General features: G+C 48.6%; 16 protein-coding genes, 2 rRNA genes, 1 pseudogene and 1 riboswitch (1 of these 20 running past the window's edge). Of the genes and pseudogenes, 14 read left to right on the top strand and 5 right to left on the bottom strand.

The genetic code is table 11. The features are described from left to right. From MJO52_RS15240 to MJO52_RS15225, 4 genes are all read left to right on the top strand, one after another. A 23S ribosomal RNA gene (locus tag MJO52_RS15240) occupies positions 1 to 2,406 on the top strand (it extends 475 nt beyond the left edge of the window). 204 nt (positions 2,407 to 2,610) lie between these two features. Then, positions 2,611 to 2,726 (top strand): 5S ribosomal RNA (gene rrf, locus MJO52_RS15235). 242 nt (positions 2,727 to 2,968) lie between these two features. Continuing rightward, positions 2,969 to 3,121: a hypothetical protein gene (locus MJO52_RS15230; protein WP_252082759.1), complete on the top strand. Its 153-nt coding sequence runs from the start codon at positions 2,969 to 2,971 to the stop codon at positions 3,119 to 3,121. Between the two features lie 326 nt (positions 3,122 to 3,447). Continuing rightward, positions 3,448 to 5,718 (top strand): Ig-like domain-containing protein, encoded by a 2,271-nt coding sequence (locus MJO52_RS15225; protein WP_252082757.1) that lies wholly within the window; start codon positions 3,448 to 3,450, stop codon positions 5,716 to 5,718. 401 nt (positions 5,719 to 6,119) lie between these two features. Here MJO52_RS15225 and MJO52_RS21525 read toward each other — a convergent pair. The 3 genes and pseudogenes from MJO52_RS21525 to MJO52_RS15215 all read right to left on the bottom strand — a co-directional run. Continuing rightward, positions 6,120 to 6,308, bottom strand: a pseudogene (locus MJO52_RS21525) (thiamine pyrophosphate-dependent enzyme); the annotation flags it as partial. 247 nt (positions 6,309 to 6,555) lie between these two features. Then, a complete protein-coding gene (locus tag MJO52_RS15220; RefSeq protein ID WP_286037024.1) occupies positions 6,556 to 6,825 on the bottom strand; it encodes a hypothetical protein in 270 nt (89 codons plus the stop codon). Positions 6,826 to 7,143: 318 nt separating this feature from the next. Next, a complete protein-coding gene (locus MJO52_RS15215; protein ID WP_252082754.1) occupies positions 7,144 to 7,416 on the bottom strand; it encodes a thiamine pyrophosphate-binding protein in 273 nt (90 codons plus the stop codon). Positions 7,417 to 7,703: 287 nt separating this feature from the next. On the opposite strand from MJO52_RS15215, the gene MJO52_RS15210 reads away from it, so the two are divergent. After that, complete coding sequence (locus MJO52_RS15210) at positions 7,704 to 9,272, top strand: thioredoxin domain-containing protein (protein WP_252082753.1); 1,569 nt, start codon at positions 7,704 to 7,706, stop codon at positions 9,270 to 9,272. A 78-nt stretch (positions 9,273 to 9,350) separates the two neighbouring features. On the opposite strand, the gene MJO52_RS15205 is transcribed toward MJO52_RS15210, so the two are convergent. Further along, a complete protein-coding gene (locus MJO52_RS15205) occupies positions 9,351 to 10,277 on the bottom strand; it encodes an SGNH/GDSL hydrolase family protein (RefSeq protein WP_252082751.1) in 927 nt (308 codons plus the stop codon). Positions 10,278 to 10,550: 273 nt separating this feature from the next. Continuing rightward, positions 10,551 to 10,649: riboswitch (TPP riboswitch) on the top strand. 85 nt (positions 10,650 to 10,734) lie between these two features. Here MJO52_RS15205 and thiC point away from each other — a divergent pair. The 7 genes from thiC (at position 10,735) to MJO52_RS15170 (ending at position 17,957) form a co-directional block, all read left to right on the top strand. After that, entirely contained in the window at positions 10,735 to 12,645 is a 1,911-nt protein-coding gene (gene thiC / locus MJO52_RS15200; protein ID WP_252082749.1) for a phosphomethylpyrimidine synthase ThiC, read from the top strand. 106 nt (positions 12,646 to 12,751) lie between these two features. Further along, positions 12,752 to 13,828, top strand: coding sequence for a glycine oxidase ThiO (gene thiO, locus MJO52_RS15195; protein WP_252082747.1), 1,077 nt, complete (start codon positions 12,752 to 12,754; stop codon positions 13,826 to 13,828). Beyond that, complete coding sequence (gene thiS / locus MJO52_RS15190; RefSeq protein ID WP_252082746.1) at positions 13,828 to 14,028, top strand: sulfur carrier protein ThiS; 201 nt, start codon at positions 13,828 to 13,830, stop codon at positions 14,026 to 14,028. Before thiO ends, thiS begins: the two co-directional genes overlap by 1 nt. 2 nt (positions 14,029 to 14,030) lie before the next feature. Continuing rightward, the gene (locus MJO52_RS15185; protein ID WP_252082745.1) at positions 14,031 to 14,837 is read left to right on the top strand and encodes a thiazole synthase; all 807 of its coding nucleotides are present in this window, start codon (positions 14,031 to 14,033) and stop codon (positions 14,835 to 14,837) included. A gap of 7 nt (positions 14,838 to 14,844) precedes the next feature. Beyond that, a complete protein-coding gene (thiE, locus tag MJO52_RS15180) occupies positions 14,845 to 16,398 on the top strand; it encodes a thiamine phosphate synthase (RefSeq protein ID WP_252082744.1) in 1,554 nt (517 codons plus the stop codon). After that, the gene (locus MJO52_RS15175; RefSeq protein ID WP_252082743.1) at positions 16,392 to 17,141 is read left to right on the top strand and encodes a HesA/MoeB/ThiF family protein; all 750 of its coding nucleotides are present in this window, start codon (positions 16,392 to 16,394) and stop codon (positions 17,139 to 17,141) included. The genes thiE and MJO52_RS15175 overlap by 7 nt, the downstream gene beginning before the upstream one ends. A gap of 342 nt (positions 17,142 to 17,483) precedes the next feature. Continuing rightward, entirely contained in the window at positions 17,484 to 17,957 is a 474-nt protein-coding gene (locus MJO52_RS15170) for a Dps family protein (protein WP_252082742.1), read from the top strand. A 38-nt stretch (positions 17,958 to 17,995) separates the two neighbouring features. On the opposite strand, the gene MJO52_RS15165 is transcribed toward MJO52_RS15170, so the two are convergent. Continuing rightward, on the bottom strand, positions 17,996 to 18,877 hold the full coding sequence (locus MJO52_RS15165) for a LysR family transcriptional regulator (protein WP_252082740.1): 882 nt from the start codon (positions 18,875 to 18,877) through the stop codon (positions 17,996 to 17,998). 158 nt (positions 18,878 to 19,035) lie between these two features. Here MJO52_RS15165 and MJO52_RS15160 point away from each other — a divergent pair, with 158 nt between their 5' ends. Beyond that, complete coding sequence (locus MJO52_RS15160; protein ID WP_252082738.1) at positions 19,036 to 21,015, top strand: acetoacetate--CoA ligase; 1,980 nt, start codon at positions 19,036 to 19,038, stop codon at positions 21,013 to 21,015. A 108-nt stretch (positions 21,016 to 21,123) separates the two neighbouring features. Beyond that, positions 21,124 to 21,504, top strand: a complete 381-nt coding sequence (locus MJO52_RS15155; protein ID WP_252082736.1) for a hypothetical protein — start codon at positions 21,124 to 21,126, stop codon at positions 21,502 to 21,504. Positions 21,505 to 21,591 lie beyond the last annotated feature (87 nt).

Raw genomic sequence — 21,591 nt, 5'->3', positions numbered from 1 at the left:
GGAGAGGGGAGTGAAATAGAACCTGAAACCGTATACGTACAAGCAGTAGGAGCCCTTCGGGGTGACTGCGTACCTTTTGTATAATGGGTCAGCGACTTATTGTCTGTAGCAAGGTTAACCGCTTAGGGGAGCCGTAGAGAAATCGAGTCTTAATAGGGCGTTTAGTTGCAGGCAATAGACCCGAAACCCGGCGATCTATCCATGGGCAGGTTGAAGGTTGAGTAACATCAACTGGAGGACCGAACCCACTAATGTTGAAAAATTAGGGGATGACCTGTGGATCGGAGTGAAAGGCTAATCAAGCCGGGAGATAGCTGGTTCTCCTCGAAAGCTATTTAGGTAGCGCCTCGCGTCTCACCCTCGGGGGTAGAGCACTGTTTGGGCTAGGGGGTCATCCCGACTTACCAACCCCATGCAAACTCCGAATACCGAGGAGTGCAATCGCGGGAGACACACGGCGGGTGCTAACGTCCGTCGTGGAAAGGGAAACAACCCAGACCGCCAGCTAAGGTCCCAAATACCAGTTAAGTGGGAAACGATGTGGGAAGGCCCAGACAGCTAGGAGGTTGGCTTAGAAGCAGCCATCCTTTAAAGAAAGCGTAATAGCTCACTAGTCGAGTCGGCCTGCGCGGAAGATATACCGGGGCTAAAACTGGTAACCGAAGCTGCGGATGCTCTTAGGAGCATGGTAGAGGAGCGTTGTGTAAGCCGTTGAAGGTGGATCGGGAGGTCTGCTGGAGGTATCACAAGTGCGAATGCTGACATGAGTAACGACAAGGGAGGTGAAAAACCTCCCCGCCGGAAGACCAAGGGTTCCTGTCCAACGCTAATCGGGACAGGGTTAGTCGACCCCTAAGGCGAGGGCGAAAGCCGTAGTCGATGGGAAACAGGTTAATATTCCTGTACTCGCTATTGCTGCGACGGAGTGACGGAGAAGGCTAGGCCGGCATGGCGATTGGTTGTCCATGTTTAAGGTTGTAGGCTGGGGACTTAGGCAAATCCGGGTCCCTAAGGCTGAGAACTGATGACGAAGCCCACTTGTGGGTGAAGTGGTTGATGCCCTGCTTCCAGGAAAAACTTCTAAGCTTCAGGCAATAGTGAATCGTACTCTAAACCGACACAGGTGGTCAGGTAGAGAATACCAAGGCGCTTGAGAGAACTCTGGTGAAGGAACTAGGCAAAATGGTACCGTAACTTCGGGAGAAGGTACGCCGGTTTTGGTGATGGGACTTGCTCCCTAAGCTGAGGCCGGTCGAAGTGACCAGGTGGCTGCGACTGTTTATTAAAAACATAGCACTCTGCAAACTCGTAAGAGGACGTATAGGGTGTGACGCCTGCCCGGTGCCGGAAGGTTAATTGATGGGGTTAGCTTCGGCGAAGCTCTTGATCGAAGCCCCGGTAAACGGCGGCCGTAACTATAACGGTCCTAAGGTAGCGAAATTCCTTGTCGGGTAAGTTCCGACCTGCACGAATGGCGTAACGATGGCCACGCTGTCTCCACCAGAGACTCAGTGAAATTGAAATCGCTGTTAAGATGCAGTGTACCCGCGGCTAGACGGAAAGACCCCGTGAACCTTTACTACAGCTTTGCACTGAACTTTGAGCCTACTTGTGTAGGATAGGTGGGAGGCTTTGAAGCAGTAACGCTAGTTACTGTGGAGCCGTCCTTGAAATACCACCCTGGTATGTTTGAGGTTCTAACTCTGGTCCGTTATCCGGATCGAGGACAGTGTATGGTGGGTAGTTTGACTGGGGCGGTCTCCTCCCAAAGAGTAACGGAGGAGTACGAAGGTGCACTCAGCATGGTCGGAAATCATGCAATGAGCATAATGGTATAAGTGCGCTTGACTGCGAGACAGACATGTCGAGCAGGTACGAAAGTAGGTCATAGTGATCCGGTGGTTCTGTATGGAAGGGCCATCGCTCAACGGATAAAAGGTACTCCGGGGATAACAGGCTGATACCGCCCAAGAGTTCACATCGACGGCGGTGTTTGGCACCTCGATGTCGGCTCATCACATCCTGGGGCTGAAGCCGGTCCCAAGGGTATGGCTGTTCGCCATTTAAAGTGGTACGCGAGCTGGGTTTAGAACGTCGTGAGACAGTTCGGTCCCTATCTGCCGTGGGCGTTGGAAATTTGAGAAGAGTTGCTCCTAGTACGAGAGGACCGGAGTGAACGAACCTCTGGTGTTCGGGTTGTCACGCCAGTGGCATTGCCCGGTAGCTATGTTCGGACGGGATAACCGCTGAAAGCATCTAAGCGGGAAGCCTCCTTCAAGATTAGATTTCCCTGACTCCTTGAGAGTCCTAAAGGGCCGTGGAAGACTACCACGTTGATAGGCTGGGTGTGGAAGCGTTGTGAGGCGTTGAGCTAACCAGTACTAATTGCCCGTGCGGCTTGACCATACAACAGAGATGGTTACTAACGACTAGCTAAGCTAGCGGATTGTGGAATGAAAGACACACAATGATCGCTTGCGGTGTATTACTACAGATTGTTTTACCGACTTATTTGGGGTTATCGCCGGTCAGCAGACCGAGGCAAACAGCGATAACACGGTAGGCCAAGCAAAATTGCTTATAAGACCAACGCCAACCCAAGCCAGTTTGCCTGACGACAATAGAGTTGTGGAACCACCTGATCCCTTGCCGAACTCAGAAGTGAAACGCAACATCGCCGATGGTAGTGTGGGGCTTCCCCATGTGAGAGTAGGTCATCGTCAGGCTTCTAATCCGAAAAGGGCCACCCAATAGGGTGGCCCTTTTTTTATGTGTAAAAATATTTAGAGAAAAAGATAAGATGGGCTGAAGAAAATTGAGTTCTTAATTTGCTTGGTCAATCTTCTGGTTCAAGCTAGCAATACTTCAAATTAAAACTTAAATCCGGCATTGATCATCAATCTGATCTTGATTTTGTTTTCCATGACAATAACAAAGGGTTCGACTGCTAAGCAGGCGGGCTTTTTTTGTGGATGAAAGAAATATCAGTGAATTGCGATTGGGAATTAAAAATAAAAAAGGGGAGATTAAAAGCTTTTGCCAAATTTATCCTCTCAATAATGTTGCTGGAGAATCAATGAAGCTTTCTTTGTCCTTTGTTTATGTTGAAGTAATAACTTGAGCTTGGTGTTCTTATGAGAAATTATTTGATCTAAATCTCATCCTGGCCTCATTTTTGTGAGACAGTCGTACAGCATAGGCATAAAGAACTTGATTTTAATATAGCGATTCAGGATAGTCGCCCGTTGCCTTTTCTTGTGGGTTGAAGGGTTTTTATCTGCTCTTATACGCAACACGATAGAGGCACGTTAAGGCTTCTCACTTGTATGAGTGGTCGATGATAGCTAAAGACGTATTCAGCCGTGTCGGGGAAGACTATACATACCCAGTTTGGGCAGTGATGGCTGTTGCTGCCATTGGGCGCTAAAGATATTGAAGGATAGTTAGATGCACATTCTTACGCTGTACCAATCAATTTCGCGATGGTTTCTATTGCTGACCATTGCAGTTTCACTAGCCGCCTGTGGTGGTGGTAGTGGTGGTAGCGATGACGGGGCTTCTTCCCCGGATCCAACTTCACCAGAAACAGATCCCTCTTATAGCATTACTATAGAGCTACGTGACTTAGGTACGGATGAGTTGGTTGAAAATCCCAACCCAGAAGAACCTGTACGTGTCCATGTTACGGTAAAGAGTGACAATGGTGATCCTATTGCCTCAGATAACATAACCGTTACAACAACCTTGGGTGAGTTGAGCCCTGAGAGTGGAATAGTCAAGACCAATGACAGTGGCGTTGCTACTCTGGAACTGGATGTTGAAGGGCAGCAAATTGGCAGTGCTGGAGAGATCGTTGTTGCTTACGATAGCGTTAGTACAGACCAGGCACCCTACTCGCCACTACGATTTAGTATCGAAGAGCCTGCTTTGATGCTTGGTTATTTGGATAAAAACCAGCAGTTTGTGTCGGGTGCCCTGGAGATTCTTGCTCAGAACCTATCTTCTAAGGGGAGTACGCCAGTTAGTGTTTATGTACAAGGTCCTGACGGCAATCTTTACTCTAAGAGGATGCAGGTAGAATTTTCCAGTAATTGCAGCTTGAGCCAACCAGCCGTAGCTACTCTTGATTCTCCGGTTACCACAACGGAAGGTAAGGCAACCTCGACCTATACTGCCGAGGGGTGTGAAGGTGAGGATAAGATCACAGCAGCGTTAGCGGCATATCCAAGTATATCGGCCAGCGGCCAGCTTACTGTAATGCCTCCAGAGGTCGGCTCCATTGAGTTTGTAAGTGCAGATCCTACGATAATCTCCATTAAGGGTACTGGCGGTAAGGAAACATCAACGCTGGTTTTTCAGGTTTTAAGCAAGAATGACCTGCCAATAAGTGGAGTTGAAGTTAACTTTTCTTTGTCCACAGAAGTAGGTGATGCGACCCTTACTAACGATTCCGGCACGACCAATGCGGATGGTGAAGTAACTGCACTAGTTTCTTCTGGTACTGTGGCGACGCCGGTTTCAGTAGTTGCCTCAATAACAGTCGATGGCGGGGAGGTTGTCTCCACCGTATCTGATGAGTTGGTGGTCTCTGTAGGCATCCCTGATCAGAATTCTTTTGATGTGGCTGCTACCATTTTAAATCCAGGTGGCGATACTTTTAACGGCGCAACTTCAACAGTTACTGCTTATGCTGGTGATGCTTTTAATAATAAGGTCCCAGATGGTACTGCAATTACTTTTACAACAGAGTATGGACGTATAACTGGATCTTGTACCACGGTTGACGGTAACTGTTCAGTAAATTGGACTAGCCAGGACCCTCGTAAGCCCGAGTCATATACATTTGTTGGTGTTGACGGTCAAGCCCACTCGGTTCGAACCATTAATAACACAGTCTGTCCTGAAACTGGGCTTTTGGGCGTTCCCTGCCCGGTGTCTTTAGGGCAGCCGTATGGTGCTCGCTCAACAATTCTCGCATATGCGTTTGGGCAAGAAACTTTTACAGATGCCAATGGTAATGGACGCTTTGATACCGGGGAAGACTTTACTGATTTACCGGAAGCATTTTTGGATCACAATGAAGATGGTGCGTTCGGGAACTCTGGCAATGCTGGTAGTTGCTATCCTGATTGTCCCGAAGTGGCTGGCGATGAAGATTGGCCTGCTGACTTGAATAATAATGGAGTCTACGATCAGGGCAACGGCATTTACAATGGTGTTCTTTGTTCAGATGAAGCAGAGGCAGATGGAAGTTGCTCGAAAGAACTGATTCATGTACGTAAGCAGGTAGAACTTCTGGTTTCGGGAGATAAGCCATACGGGATATTTGAAACTGCTGAGGGTGATTTCATTACTCAGCCTGATGTGGATATATCGAAAGGTGGAACCGGTTCAGTGCTTTTTTATCTTTCTGATGAATACAACGGCCGCTTGCCCTTGGGGACGAAGATAAATATTGAATCAGATTATTGCGAAGTGTGGCCAGAGGACAATGCAGTTGCTAATACTAGTGACGTTGGCCCTAGTGTTTTTCGTATAACAGTCAATGCCCCAGATAATGCTGAACCGAAAGGTTCTGACTTCGTAAAGGTAGAGGTCAATGTTCCTGCGCGGGAAGGTAGCTCGGACACAGGCATTACCGCGCTCTGGCAGTTCAAGTGTACCTATGATTTGTGTGAAAATTCGCCTGAAGATGAAGCATGTGAGGAAGATTCCTGATCACAGCTTTACACTCATCGGGCCGCTTTAGCGGCCCGATTTCATTTTAGTAGGTAGGATTCAAGGCTCTAATGATCGATTTATTTTGCATTTTGTGGATTGAGTGCCCTGACAGAGTCGGATATTCGCGGATTAAGGGGCATATAGTGATGCAATGCGATAAATGATGTAGAGCGCTTCTTATTGGCAGCAAAAAATAATTGAATCAGGTTTTCAGAAATACTCCACAAGCTTACCCAAATGCTCGGTCAACTTATCATTCTCAGAATAATATACAGGGCAGGCAACCACTGGAACTGTGTGGGCTGCCAAGGCCTTTTTAACAATTTGCCTGACTCTGGAAGACGACATGACAATGGCGCTCGAGTTCCAGATCTATTTTCCATTTAAAAAGCCCATAGCTATTGCCAAAAAATTAAAATAATAATGGGGATACTCTCACTAATTGCAGTTTCAACTTCTTGAGAATTCATCATGAAGCTGCGATCGCCCATCACTGCTAGTACTCTGCACTTAGGGTGGACCAGGCTGATATCAGTAGCATCAGGTAGGGCATAGGACATAATGGCAAGCCTATTAGGAGTTAGGAAGGCTGTTGGGCTTGTAGGCTAGGCCACCCACATTTTCACTGCGCAGGTGTCTGAAAGCACAATATCACCTGTTTGTATCGCTTCTTGAAAGTCTGCGACCACCCTTTGGGATTTCATTGGGTAGGCATTGGTGGCTTTGCCATTGTTAATTTATCTGAAAAGAAGTTTTTGTATTTTTTAATCTTCACTGACCAGGCTTGGCTTTTTCAACCGTGCTAAACTTTTGTAAAAAAAGAGATTTTGGCTTTTATATCACGGCTAATGCAAATGTTGGCATCAACCTCTGCTGGGAAATTATGATTATGGATAATTTTTTGTCTGCATTTAGGAGTATGGGGGATGGAGGCATCTCATGCAGTTCATAGCCAACGCAGATAACAACATCGACACAATCAAAACCAAAATTGGCATAGTCGTAAACCATAACACCCAGAGAGCTTGGATGCTCCTCTGGTATTGTGCTCTTTCCATGAAATGTGCTGACGAAAACCATATTTAGAGCCTCGGAGAATTGAATCTAAGTATCTCAGGTGTTTGCGATTGGAGGGAGGGATTTAGCTTGGTATTAACAAACAGGGGCCACTTATTTTGGGGTGCCGCCATATCTAAAATGTCTTCGGGAACACATAAGATAATAGGCTCTTGGCTGATCTTCCTGATAGCTTTTGAAAGCTGCACGTACCAGCTCGGAAGTGGATTCTGGATTTGTAATCATTTTTGATGACTTGGGGATGAGCTCAAGCATCTTTACTAGAGCAATATATTGATACTTTTCTTTAAAAAGCCCGTCGATACCAGCTTGAGCATTGATGGGCTCGAGAGGCGTGCTATCCGCTTACGTATCGGCGATTCCCACTAGCATATTAGTAACTTCTCGTCCAAGTGTTCCATAGCAGACACCGACGTTCCCAGTTACCAGACCATACATAACTGTCATAAATAAAATGGCCTGTTCTGATAAAGCGAGAATAAATCGTAAGAGGGCGCCATTTTTTACATCGATAAAGCGTATATTTTTTTCTGAGGGGGTTCCAAATAGGAATTTAAGCCCTTCATTTTCAAGACAGGAAATCAAAGGTTCTGAAGTACTTTTAGGAGTATCATTCATAACTAACTCCTTGGTTAAGGTCTTTTTTTATTAAATAAGAAGCTTTGTAGGTTGGAGTCTGGCCAGATTTTCAATGAATGTCGATCAGTTTGTAGATGTTAGCTGAAGGCGCTGTCAGTGATGGCGCTAAACTTATCCGCCCTGTCAGATATCGCATCCTAATGAAATTTCTGACAGATAAATGAACAAGGGTCTCAGTTTCAGGGTGATTCTTACGTTTGTTTTGTAATTATTAGGTCTCAGATTGTGGGCTTGTTAGGATCGGCATGGAAAATAGGGAGGTTATAATGAAAAATTTCAAGCTGAGATTTTGGCTGATTTTATTGGTTATTTTTACCTGTGTTGTTTCTTCGTGTGTAGAAGAAGAAAAAGAGGGCTTGCGGAGTCCTAAACCAGGTGTTGGCTCTGAAGTGGTGGCGCGTATTGGCCGTAATAATATTACATTGCAGGATTTGGATAATGATTTACAGCTGGTTTTTTATGATATTGCAGAGCAAAAATATAATTTGCGTTTGGCTAGACTGAATGCCTTGGTGAATGGAGAAGCTAATTTTAGTTCAAAGAGGGATGATATAGAAATTTATCTGAAGTTGCCCGAGCCGCCACGAATTCAATTGCCCGAGAGTTCTAAATTTATTAGGGGTAATCAGGATGCTCCAGTCACCTTGGAGATGTATTGTTCTTACCAGTCTCCACATTGCAAAACGATACAGCCTGTAATACGGCGTCTACTAGAGGTTTATAAGGGTTGGGTTCGTCAAACGCACTTTGATTTTCCACTTAAATTTCATCGTGAAGGAATTCAAGCTGCATCTGCAGCGCGTTGTGCGGCGGTGCAGAATAAATTTTGGGAGTATCACGATGCCTTGTATGTTCTAACTCCTGAGTTTGATAGTGATACTTACCTTCAGTTGGCCAAGCAATTGCAATTAGATATTCATCTTTTTGAAGATTGCTTATCCAGTGATAGCCCAAAAGATTCCGTAGTAGGGTCCCGGGATCATGCACTAGATCTTGGTCTTAAAAATGTACCGGTCATTTTTATTAATGGGTTGTATCTGAAGGGGGTGCGTAACTTTGAGCAGTATGCTTTTTGGGTAGATAAAGAACTGCAATCTATGGGGATAAAATCAAAAGAAAAGTATAGATGGAAGGATAGCGAAACGATTGCTGATAGAAATCTACCGGCTACCAGATTGCCACTAATGTTACTGGGGGTTAGCGAATCAACTGTAGAAGGTAAGTCGAAAGCTTTGATTGCAGTAAAGGAGGCTAGTGCGGAGTATTTCAGTGCAGGGCAAAAAATTTCAGACAATATTTTATTGTTGCGCCTCCACTCTAATTTCGCAGTGATAGAGAGTAGAGGTGGACTGGAAAAGTTACCCTTAAAGGGGAGAGAGGGCGCTGAGGTTTTACTCACCTACACTCATGGACAAAGTGAGGAGTTGAAACGACGTATAGAGCAGCCATTGGGCCCTGGAACTCGCAAGTTGATAGCCTCTTCTGGTGTGCTGACTCTAGGGCAGGCTTGGTTAAGTCGTCACTTGGAGCAGCGACAGGCTTTGGAGGCTAAGTTTACCGAGGCCGAATTGGAAGTTGAGGGACACCATTTGATGCGACTTGAAGGTGTCGCAGATAATGAGTTCTTCACTGCCTTGGGTTTTCAAGAAAATGATGTATTACTGAGAGTGAATGATAGTTGGGTACATAGCGGTCAAAATAAATTGTGGGATGCGCTTTCTAGTGGCCAGCTTATTGATGTGGTCTTTATGAGAAAGGGACTACCACAACGTATACAGTATGTAGTTGAAGAGCTTAGCTACTTTGAGAAAAATTCAAATACAGAAAGAGAATAGTTTAGGCTGTGAGATAAACTTGGGCTCTCATGAAAGCTCTAGTCAGAGAGCCCAATGTTCACCGATTAGGGAAGTTATTTACTTATCGGGATTACCCTGCCAAAAGATATCGGCAACGATATTTTGGCCTTGTACGCTGGGATGGAAACAGTCTCCACCACCCACATCATCCTTTCCAAACTGGAAAGTCCCAGCATTTACCTCATCTTCACCAGTGTATTCCGCTATAACCTCAACACCATTAACACCATTGTAACTTTCGGCTTCTTCGGCAAGAATCTCGTTGTAACGCCGCTGGGCTGCAGTAATCGCATTATAGCGGGTGGTGAAATCCTCTCCGTTCATGATACCGCCGTTGGTTGCAATTCGGCAGATACCAAATGTTGACCAAACATTTTCACAGTCTACTCGGGAGTTTTCCGCCTGCTTCTCCAGGCCTGCTCCACGAAGATCCTGTACCCTAGGTACAGATCCGAGCAGAATGGTGGAACCATTGGGAAGGCCGTCGACGAGTTTATCCAAGCCGGCTTGAACAGCTGAGCGCCATTCATTGTCGGTATATAGTGGGTTATTGCAGTTGGCTGGATCGGCACAATCTCGGTTGCAGATGTCATTCCCGCCAAGAACGATTTCAACATGATCTGCCACATTGGTTTGAGCCAAAATTCGATCGGCCTGTACTGCAAAATTCTTATTACCTCCACGCATCTCGGCACCGGATTCAGCCGCTTTTTTATTTGCAGCGATATTGGGTGAAATAATTTTATATCTATCGTAAATACTTTCTACAGAATAATTGTCACCATCAAACCAAGAGTGTTCCGGTTGATCTCCACCCAGAAGACAAAATAGGTCCCAAAAATACTTATTGCGTGTACAGTCTGCACCGAATGCCATGGTAATACTGTCTCCTGCAGCGACGGATTTTGAAGGGGCTGCCATCACTGATGGCAGCGACATAACACTTAAAAAAAAGACTGCTATAACTCCGTATCTTTTCCACATTGTGATTTCTCCCACACCGACTTTCGTCGTAGATAGTTATTGTTTTAAAGCTATATCGGTGAACCTGAGGAGTTTAGGTTGGTGGGTGAGAGGTGCTACTGTGAATGCGCTAGACTAGCTGGTCAGATTTTAATAAGTTGAAGCATGTTGAAATTCTGTCGTCGAGAACATTAAGTGATTTTGGTTTCACTTCAAATGATGATTGTTGTCAGACCTAGATACGCCTCTTTGATAGACCACCTATTCATATTCGATGGCTTCCTCTATACTGCGCATTACTTGTCGGAGTGCCTGTGGGCTGAGATCGCTGTTGCGAGATCCGTTGAACCTGATCGGGGTAACCCCCGCGTAGGGAACAAGATCTGAAGTCGCCTGTTTTTTTACATTTTGGCGTCTTTTCTCTTTGTATGTGCCCTGGATGCTGCGACCTTTAAATTCCCAAGTTTTAAGGTTACGCATGTCTGAGATCATTGAACAATCCGGTAAAGCCGGAAAGTCCTCCCGCGCTGCCAGTCGCGATTCCGCTAAAGAATTTCTTGAGAATCTCACGGTTCAGTCTTTTCCCAATTCGCGCAAGGTGTTTTTGCCTAGTGAAACCCCTGGTATCCAGGTTGGCGCTCGCCAGATTTGTCTTGGGGATAGTGTGGTAGGTGGGGATGCCGATAATCCTATTCTAGAACCCAACGCGCCTCTCACCGTATACGATACCTCCGGGCCATATTCAGAGCCCAATTTTAAAGTCGATGTACGCCAAGGTCTGCCCAAGCTACGCAAAGGCTGGATAGAGACACGAGGAGATACTGAACAGCTGGACTCCCGCCAAGCGGCCTACAGTCAACAGCGTATGGCGGCCCAGGGGCTGGACCACATTCGCTTCGAAAAGCTTCCCAGTCCGCGCCGAGCCAAGCAGGGACGTAATGTATCGCAAATGCACTATGCCCGCCGTGGCGTTATCACGCCGGAGATGGAGTTTGTTGCAGTCCGTGAAAATATGGGACGCATAAAGTTAGCGGCGGAGATGAGTGAGAGTGAATACCAAAAAGCGCGTGATGGTATTTACATTCCGGAACAAATCACGCCGGAATTTGTTCGTAGGGAAGTTGCAGAAGGACGCGCAATTATCCCAGCGAATATCAATCACCCGGAAGTGGAGCCGATGATTATCGGGCGCAACTTTCTGTGTAAGGTGAATGCAAATATCGGCAATTCCGCTGTGACCTCTTCCATTGAAGAGGAAGTGGAAAAACTGGTTTGGTCTACCAAGTGGGGGGCAGATACGGTGATGGATCTGTCTACCGGAGCCAATATCCACGAAACTCGCGAGTGGATTCTGCGCAACTCACCAGTCCCCATTGGTACCGTACCCATTTACCAAGCATTGGAAAAAGTAAATGGAATTGCCGAAGACCTCAACTGGGATGTTTTCCGAGATACCTTGATTGAGCAAGCGGAACAGGGAGTGGATTATTTCACTATTCATGCCGGCGTGCTCTTGCGCTATGTACCACTCACAGCCAAAAGAATGACCGGGATAGTGTCTCGTGGTGGTTCCATCATGGCGAAGTGGTGTCTCGCTCATCACAAGGAGAATTTCCTCTATACCCACTTTGAGGAAATCTGCGAGATTATGAAAGCTTATGATGTGAGCTTTAGCCTTGGTGATGGCCTGCGTCCGGGCTCTATTGCCGATGCCAATGATGAAGCTCAGTTCGGTGAGCTGTATACGCTTGGTGAATTAACCGAAGTTGCCTGGAAGCACGATATACAAACTATGATCGAAGGCCCTGGTCATGTGGCTATCCATAAGATCAAAGAAAATATGGATGAGCAGTTGAAGCACTGCCACGGTGCTCCCTTCTATACTCTTGGCCCATTAACGACAGATATTGCTCCCGGTTATGACCACATCACTTCCGGCATCGGTGCAGCGCTTATCGGCACCTATGGTTGCGCCATGCTCTGCTATGTGACACCCAAAGAGCACCTGGGCCTACCCAATAAAGAGGATGTTAAAGAGGGTCTGATGGCTTATAAGATTGCGGCCCATGCCGCAGACCTGGCCAAGGGGCATCCATGGGCACAGAAGCGCGATGACGCTCTGTCAAAAGCCCGCTTTGAATTTCGCTGGGAAGACCAATTCAATCTCGGTTTGGACCCGGAGCGCGCACGCTCTTATCACGATGAAACCCTGCCGAAGGAATCCGGCAAGGTAGCGCATTTCTGCTCCATGTGTGGGCCTAAATTCTGTTCTATGAAGATTACTCAGGACGTGCGTGATTACGCAGCCAAACAGGAGGCGGAACGCGGGATGGAAGAGATGGCAGTTAAATTTAAGGATATGGGCAGCGAGATTTATCACAAGGGCTGATAGGGTGTTGGGGGAGGGTAACTCCCCCAGCATATTAGAAATACAGTGATGTAAAAGGAGCTTGCTATCGCTGGTATCCAATTGGAATTGTGAAGATAGGTAAGCTGTGTCAAACGAAACCAAAGCCAAAGTGGCTATTGCCGGTGGCGGCCTGTTGGGGCGATTACTCGCCTGGAGGCTCTGTCAGCTTGATGTAGATATTACCCTGTTTGAGGCCGGTAACTTATCGGAATCAAAAGGTGGAGCCTGTTGGACAGCTGCGGGAATGATCTCGCCTTTATCGGAGCTGGTACATAGTAATAAACACATTTATAGCCTGGGGTTAAAAAGCCTTGAGCTTTGGTCTGAGTGGGTCCGGCAGTTGGAGGAGCAGAGCGGGCAGGACGTGGAATACCGCCGAGCGGGCTCAGTCCTGGTGGCGCATGGCAAGGATAAAAGCGAGCTGCTGCAATTTCTGCGGGAACTACAGGGTAAGCTTGGCGAGTCTGCCAGGGGGCAGCTGGAGCCACTAGATAGCAATACTTTAGCGAAATTAGAGCCCTCCTTACATGGCTTTGAGCAGGGGCTTTACCTGCGGGGTGAGGCGGATATCAATAATCACCGCCTATTGCCTGCGTTACTCAGGGTGTTGCACCGAGGTGCTGTCACTCTGCGAGAGCACAGCAAGGTAAATTGCGAAGCCGGGTATATCTCTGTGAACTCGGAGCGCGAACAATTTGATTGCGTGATCGACTGCCGTGGTCTCGGTGCCAAGGGACAGATTGAAGGCTTGCGCGGTGTCCGTGGTGAGGTGATGGTGGTGGAATCCCGGGAAGTGGTTTTGCAGCGTCCAGTGCGCCTGCTCCACCCACGCTATAAGCTCTACGCTGTACCCCGTAGCGATGGACGCACCGTGATTGGTGCCACGGAAATTGAGAGCGAAGACCAGTCGCCCATTTCCGTGCGCTCCAGTATGGAATTGTCTTCTGCGCTTTACTCCCTCAACCCGGCTTTTGCCGAGGCTCGTATTGTTGAGACCCGCGTAAATTGTCGCCCCGCCACTATGGATAATATGCCTTATATCCACAGCGAGGATGGGCTGATTAGGGTGAATGGCCTTTACCGTCACGGTTATCTTTTAGCGCCGGCAGTCGTGGAGCAAGTGGAGAATCAAGTGGCACAACAACTGTTACAGGTGGCTTGATGCAGGTACTAATTAATGGGGAAACACAGAGCCTTGAATCCCCGCTAAAACTCTCTGCGCTTTTACATCAGCTCGGCTATCGCGGAGAAACGTTTGCCGTTGCGATCAACGGTGGATTTATTCCCCGTACGGAATATAGCAATACACAGATAAATAACGGCGATAGCCTGGATATTGTTGCTCCGGTAGTGGGGGGGTAAAGGTGAGCGATCTATTAACACTTTACGGAAAAACATTTAACAGCCGGCTTTTGGTGGGCACCGCTCTGTATCCCTCCCCAGCGATTATGCGCGAATCCGTGCAAGCCTCAGCTTCGGAAATTATTACTTTGTCTCTTCGCCGGCAAAATCCGGCACAGCAGCAGGACAATCGATTTTGGGATTATATTCGCGAGTCCGGTTGTCAGTTGTTGCCCAATACCGCCGGTTGTAAATCGCCGCGAGAAGCGGTGGAGCTGGCAAAAATGTCCCAGGAAATTTTCCAGACCGATTGGCTCAAGCTGGAAGTGATTGGTGATGATTACAATTTGCAGCCAGACCCCTTTGGTCTGGTAGAAACTGCGCGGGAATTAATTCAGTTAGGCTTCAAGGTTTTGCCTTATTGCACAGATGACCTGGTTCTGTGTCGAAAACTTTTGGATGTGGGTTGCGAGGTATTAATGCCCTGGGGGGCTCCCATCGGTACTGGGCAGGGACTACTCAATAAATATAACCTGCAAACACTGCGCGAGCGCCTGAGTGATGTACCGCTTATTATTGACGCGGGAATCGGTGCGCCATCACAGGCGGCAGAAGCACTGGAGATGGGCTTTGATGCGGTGTTATTGAATACCGCGATTGCAAAAGCCCAGGATCCGGTACTGATGGCTAATGCTTTTAAACTGGCTGTGGAATCCGGGCGCGCCGCCTTTAATGCCGGCTTGATGCTCAGGCGTCAAACTGCCAGCCCCAGCACCCCCACCCTTGATATGCCTTTCTGGCAGCAGGCAGAGAGCATATTGCAGGATTAGTATTTTTATGCGCGATCAACTCCAATTGAAAAAGCCAATTGTCTGGACCATTGCCGGCAGTGACTCCGGCGGTGGCGCCGGCATTCAGGCGGACCTGCTGACTTTTGCCGACCTCGGCTGCTATGGTTGCAGTGCTATCACGGCCAATACTGCACAGAATACGGTGGAAGTTACTGCAATTAATGCAGTTTCCCTAGAGGTCTTGGGTTCTCAGTTACAGGCTTTACGGCGGGATCTATTTCCTGCCGCAATTAAAATCGGTCTGCTAGCGAATGCTGAACAAGTTGTTGCGGTGGCAGATTTCCTGCGCCAGCTGCAAGCGGTGCAGCCGGTTCCGGTTATTTACGACCCGGTTGCTGTTGCTACCAATGGAGCCGGGCTCACTGAAGGAAGTATTACCGCAACGGTGTTGGCTCAGTTGATGCCACAGTGTGATCTGGTCACTCCCAATTTACATGAATTGGAATGGCTTACCGGAGCCAGTGTCACGGGTGCGGAATCTATTGTGCAGGCTGCGCGTCAGTTGCACGCCCACGGCGGTACCGCAATTTTAGTTACCGGCGGCCATACGCAATTGCGTGCGGGAGAAGTTGCCGACTTACTGTGGGATGGTGAAAAAGCCGATTGGTTTATTGGCCGGGAAGTGTCCAGTACAGGCACACATGGCACTGGCTGCACCCTGTCCTCCGCTATTGCCGCTTGCCGCGCTTTGGGCTACCCGTTGAGAGATGCCTGCGTTGTGGGTAAAGCCTATGTTCAGCGGGGTTTGCGCCGGGGAAATAATGCACACATCGGCGCTGGTGCCGGCCCTGTAGGCCACTGTGGCTGGCCCCTGGATTTAATCGACTTCCCGGAAATTTTGGTGCCGGGAGAAGAGCGTGCGCTGGATTATGGTTTTGGTGTGGCCCAGCCTCTTGTTCAAGGGTTTGCCCAAACAGACTCTCAAGCATTGGGTTTATATCCGGTAGTGGATACAGTGGAGTGGTTGCAGCGCCTGGCTGAGCTGGGGGTGCGTACTTTACAGCTGCGAATAAAGAATCCGGGTGGGGACCTGCGCGCACAGATTGAGCGGGCAGTGGCTATTGGCAGGACGTATAACCTGCGCCTGTTTATCAATGATTACTGGCAGTTGGCGATTGAGTGCGGTGCCTATGGCGTGCATTTGGGCCAGGAGGATTTGCAGTCTGCTGATCTGAGGGCAATTCAAGCGGCAGGATTGAAGTTGGGTATCAGTACCCACGGCTTCTATGAATTACTGTTGGCCTACCGTTATCGCCCCAGTTACCTGGCGATTGGTGCAATTTATGCGACCAACACCAAGGATATGTCGGATCAGTTGCAGGGTGTGCAGAAACTTGCGCGAATGGCCGCGCTATTGCCCGAATATCCACTCGTGGCAATTGGTGGTATTAATATGCAACGGGCCAGTGAGGTTATCGCTAGTGGCGTTGGTAGTATCGCCCTGGTCAGCGCTATTACTAAAGCAAAAGATTACAAGCAGGCGGTTGCCGATTTTAATGTCCTGTTTAAAGGTAAGCATGCGGAAGTAGAGCCATGTTAAGTAGTAAGGAATTACAGCGTTACAGTCGCCAGATAATGTTGCCCCAGGCGGGTGAAGATGGGCAGAAAAAACTGTCTTCTGCTCGAATTATGATTGTTGGTCTAGGTGGGCTCGGCAGCCCGGCAGCGATGTATCTGGCCGCAGCCGGTATTGGAGAGCTGCACCTGGTAGACGGTGATCATATCGATCTCTCCAATTTACAGCGCCAGGTTTTGTACAAAACCAATCACCAGGGAAAATCCAAAGCCATGGTGGCTGCACAACAATTGGCTGCAGCCAATCCAACTATTCGCATTCACCCCCACAACCAAATGGCGAATGAATCCTGGCTGCGTGAGCAGGTAAAACAGGTGGATCTGGTGTTGGACTGCACCGATAACCTGGAAATCCGCCATACGATCAACCGGGTTTGTTATCAGGCCGGGTGTCCGGTGGTAATGGCATCGGTGCAGGGTTTTTCCGGCCAGCTGATTAGTTTTGATTTTTCTGAAGGAAAAGGTCCCTGTTATGCCTGCCTGTTTCCGCCCCAGGAGCAGGCTGAAGTGCAGAACTGCTCTACAGCAGGTGTGATCGGTCCGGCGCTGGGTGTAGTCGGTAGCATGCAGGCTCTGGAGGCCATGAAATACCTGATGGATTTGCCGGTATCGAGCTTGAATAAATTGCACTTAATCGAGACAGAAACCTTAGCCCTGCAAACTTTGCAGCTGCCGAGCCATAGTAATTGCCCGGTTTGTAATACCTAGCTAACTTTGTTTTCTCTTAAATTTTTCTTTCCGTAGATTGATACAGTGTTAGCACTATAAGTGTATGCATAACCAACATGTTTTATTTATTTTTCTTTTTTGGCGGATTAATTAACTTTTCAGTTTGGACACACAGTTGTTCCAGGGCAGGATACCGCTAGATTCAAGGCATGTTCCGAGTTAGTTGCCAGGATAAATATGTTTGTCTTTTTAGTGTCTTATAAACTTGGCTCGGCTATATAGATAAGCTATCAACCCGATAGCTTGTGGTAAAACCATAAAACTATCAGAATGGCAGTGAAACCATTTCGGTGGCAAAGTCTTGGAAGAAGGATTTGTTTAATGAAAAAAATTGATATTGGTATTAGTGAAAAGGATAGGGAAAAGATTGCTGGCGGCCTCAAGCACTTGCTGGCGGATAGCTACACTCTATACCTGCAAACGCACAACTTCCATTGGAATGTTACCGGGCCATTTTTTCGTGAACTGCACCTGATGTTTGAGGAGCAGTACAACGAACTGGCTACGGCGGTAGATGACATTGCAGAGCGAATTCGCACTTTGGGTGTTTCTGCACCGGGCACCTATCAGGCTTTTGGACAGCTGAGTTCTATTGAAGAAGTTGTAGAAGTTCCCGCAGCAGAAGATATGGTGAAAATTCTCACCAAGGGCCATGAGCAGGTAATAAAAACTTGTCGTGATGTATTAAAGGCCGCGCAAAAGGGCGAGGATGAATCGACTATTGCCCTGGTATCTGACCGTATGCGTGTGCATGAAAAAACTGCCTGGATGCTGCGCGCTACCAGTAGTAAATAGTTACTGGCACTCTGGGTAAATTACTATTCCTGTAGTGACTACTGCCCGGTGAGTAACTCCAGGAAAGCGCTGGCGGGTGCAGAGAGGTTACCGCGGCTTTTAAATAGTGCGCCAACTTCTTGCATTACCGCCGGCGCGGTAAGAGGCAAGCAGATTAAACCGTACTCTCGCATTTGTGCCTCACAAAGGCTTGGTACAGCACTGATTCCCAAGCCCGCTCTGACCAGCTGCCCGATAGTACTGAGCTGATTAGCTTCACAAATATATTGAGCAGCTTGTCCACACTGGTCAAAGGCAGTATCCGTCCAGCGTCGCACTGCCGATCCACGGTTCATCGATATAAAAGGATGAGCGGCCAAGTCGCGCCAGCGTACGGCCTTCTTTTCCGCCAATATGTGGTCTTCGGGCATTATTGCGATAAAACGGTCGTGTTCAATGGGTGCGAACTCCATTCCACCCAGTTCGTCCGGGCGAAAGCTAATGCCCAGCTCCGCGCGTCCCTCCTGTACAGATTCTACAACCCGCTCCATAACCACATCTTCCAGCACAACATTGATTTGTGGATATGTCAGGTGAAAGTTAGCTAATAGAGCGGGTACTCGGTTTAAGGCGAAAGCGGGGATAACTGCCAGTTGCAGTTGTCCACGTTCCAGGCGGAAGCGCTGCTGTATAGCATCCAGTGATTGATCCCAGCTGTTAAGTAGTTGCTCCGCACGAACCAGGAACTCACGCCCTTCTGGGGTCAAGACCAGTTGGCGGCTATCGCGACTAAATAGAGGCCCTCCAGCGGCCTCTTCCAGATTGCGGATAGCCACGGAGAGCGCCGGCTGGGAAGTGTGTAACTGGGCACTGGCCTGCGCCAGACTGTGGCTTCGGGCTACAACAACGAAGGCGCGAAGCTGTTTAATGGTGGCGCTCACTATGGCTCCGGATGCATTCTATGAATGTTAAGTTTTATTTAATAAACCATCGAAAGATTAAAATAGTTTAAAGTTGTCGGGCAAGGCATGATTGCCGCTTTCGCCCTGGCGAAGGTCAAACAATCACCGAGAATAATGAACCTAAAAGGTCTGCTGAGATGAAGGACAACGCACAAGCCCTTTGGCAACCGAGCCCCAAGGCCGTAGCCGCCACCCAGATGGATGAGTTCCGTCGCCTGGTTAATGTGAAACACCAGCTGCAGCTTGAAGACTACAGTGCGCTTTACCAGTGGTCTGTAGAAGAGCGTGAGGTCTTCTGGAGCGACTTATGGGATTTCTGTGAAGTGCGGGCCAGTGCGCGTGGAGAAGAGATCTTGGGCCGCGACAACATGCCGGGTGCTGAGTGGTTCCCCGATGCACGACTCAATTTTGCCGAAAACCTGCTGCGCTACCGCGACGATAAGACGGCTTTGGTTGAGCGCCTGGAGAATGGCAGCCGCCGCCAGCTCAGCTACGCGCAGCTATATGGTCGGGTAGAACGCTTGGCTTCAGCCCTGGCCAATCAGGGCATATCCGAAGGGGATCGTGTAGCTGGCTTTATGCCGAATGTGATGGATACCGTAGTGGCCATGCTGGCAACCACCAGTCTTGGCGCTATATGGACTTCCTGTTCGCCGGATTTTGGTATCAATGGCGTGTTTGATCGTTTCGGCCAGGTAGAACCGAAGGTGCTGATCGCCTGCGAAGGTTACTTCTACAACGGCAAAGTGATCGATTCCCTGCCGCGATTGCGCGAGATAGTGGCCCGTATCGACTCCATTGAGAAGCTGGTAGTGGTGCCTGTTGCCCGCTCGCAGGAAAAAGCGGCTCAGGTACTAGCAGCAGAGCCGCTGGATAAAGCGGTGTTACTACAGGAGTTCGAAGCCACAGCACCTGAGCGCGAGCTTACCTTTGTTCAGACTGCTTTCGATCACCCCCTATACATCATGTATTCCTCAGGGACTACTGGGGTGCCGAAGTGCATTGTGCACGGGGTGGGCGGCACCTTGCTTCAACACCTGAAGGAGCATCGCCTGCACTGCGACTTGCGTCGTGAGGATTCCTTATTCTACTTCACTACTTGCGGCTGGATGATGTGGAACTGGCTGGTAAGTGGCTTGGCTTGTGGTGCAACCCTGGTGTTGTTCGATGGCTCTCCCTTCTATCCAGAGGCTAGGGGCTTGTGGGATATGGCGGATGAGGAGGGCATCAGCGTATTTGGCACCAGTGCCAAGTATATCGCCGCCTTGGAAAAGAGCGGCTGTAAGCCCCGCGAAAGCCACAAATTGGAGAAGCTGCGCTCGGTACTGTCTACAGGCTCGCCACTGGCTCATGAAGGCTTTCTATATGTCTACCGAGATATAAAGGAGGATCTGTGCCTGTCTTCTATTTCTGGAGGCACGGATATTATTTCCTGCTTTGCCTTGGGTAACCCTGCGTTGCCAGTTTATGCGGGAGAACTTCAGTGTCGAGGATTGGGCATGGCTGTGGAAGTCTGGAATGACGATGGCAAGCCGGTAACTTCAGAGAAGGGGGAGCTCGTGTGTGCCAAATCTTTCCCTTGTATGCCGATCGGTTTCTGGAATGATCCCGATGGGGCGAAATATAACAGCGCCTACTTCGAAAATTGGCCGGGAGTTTGGGCACACGGCGACTATGCAGAAATTACTACCCATGGAGGAGTGATTATTTACGGTCGTTCCGATGCGGTACTGAATCCCGGTGGCGTGCGTATTGGTACTGCCGAGATCTATCGCCAGGTAGAGAAAGTTGAGGAGGTGCTTGATAGCATCTGTATCGGTCAGCAGTGGCAAGACGATGTACGGGTTGTACTGTTTGTGGTGTTGCGCGAGGGCGTAGAGCTGAATGATGATCTGGTGCAGAGAATCCGCTCCACCATTCGAGCTAATACGACCCCGCGCCACGTACCCGCCAAGGTGATTCAGGTGGCCGATGTTCCGCGTACTATTAGTGGAAAAATTGTTGAGTTGGCGGTTCGCAATGTCGTGCATGGTAAGGCGGTTAAGAATAAAGAAGCCCTCGCCAACCCAGAGGCTCTGGCACTCTATGAAAATTTGCCAGCCTTGGCGGAAGACTAAAGAGATTAAGGGGGGAGGGCGCGTAGACGGGCGTCATTTTGTTTGACTCGGTTCTGCGCTACCCTTGCCCTGTAGTAATACCAATAAACTCAAGGCAGAAGAGCAAGTATGGTTACCTATCTCTACTGGGCAGCGGTTATCGCTCTGGTTATTCTCTCCCTCTTTGCTGGCAGCCGCATGGGCAGCTTGAAAATTGGCGCCATTGTGGCTGCAGTTTTCTTCTTTGCAGGCTGGCTGGCTTATTACTTCCACTATGAACAGGTCTTTGTAAAACGCTTCGGTGGTGTGATGCGTATTTCTGTACCTGATGGTTACCGGCATATTGGCGCCACTTGGAAAGAGGATAACCTCTGGATCGAGAACTACGACCCCAAAACCAATCAATGTATTTTTACTGAATACTCCAAGGGCAATATTCTCGAAGGGCGGGTGATTATCAAAGACTGTAATCCGTTACTTGGCAGCCCGAGCACTAGCAGCCAGCCATAAACCATTTGCTTTTTCTCGGCCGGCGATTAAAACGGGACTATTAGCTATTTCGTCTCTCGTCGGCAAACTCTACCCGGGCAATATCTG

This window comes from Microbulbifer variabilis, from assembly GCF_023716485.1.
In the GTDB taxonomy this organism is placed as follows: domain Bacteria; phylum Pseudomonadota; class Gammaproteobacteria; order Pseudomonadales; family Cellvibrionaceae; genus Microbulbifer; species Microbulbifer variabilis_B.
Note: the sequence above shows the minus strand (reverse complement) of the source record. Positions and strands in the feature narration are given on the sequence as shown.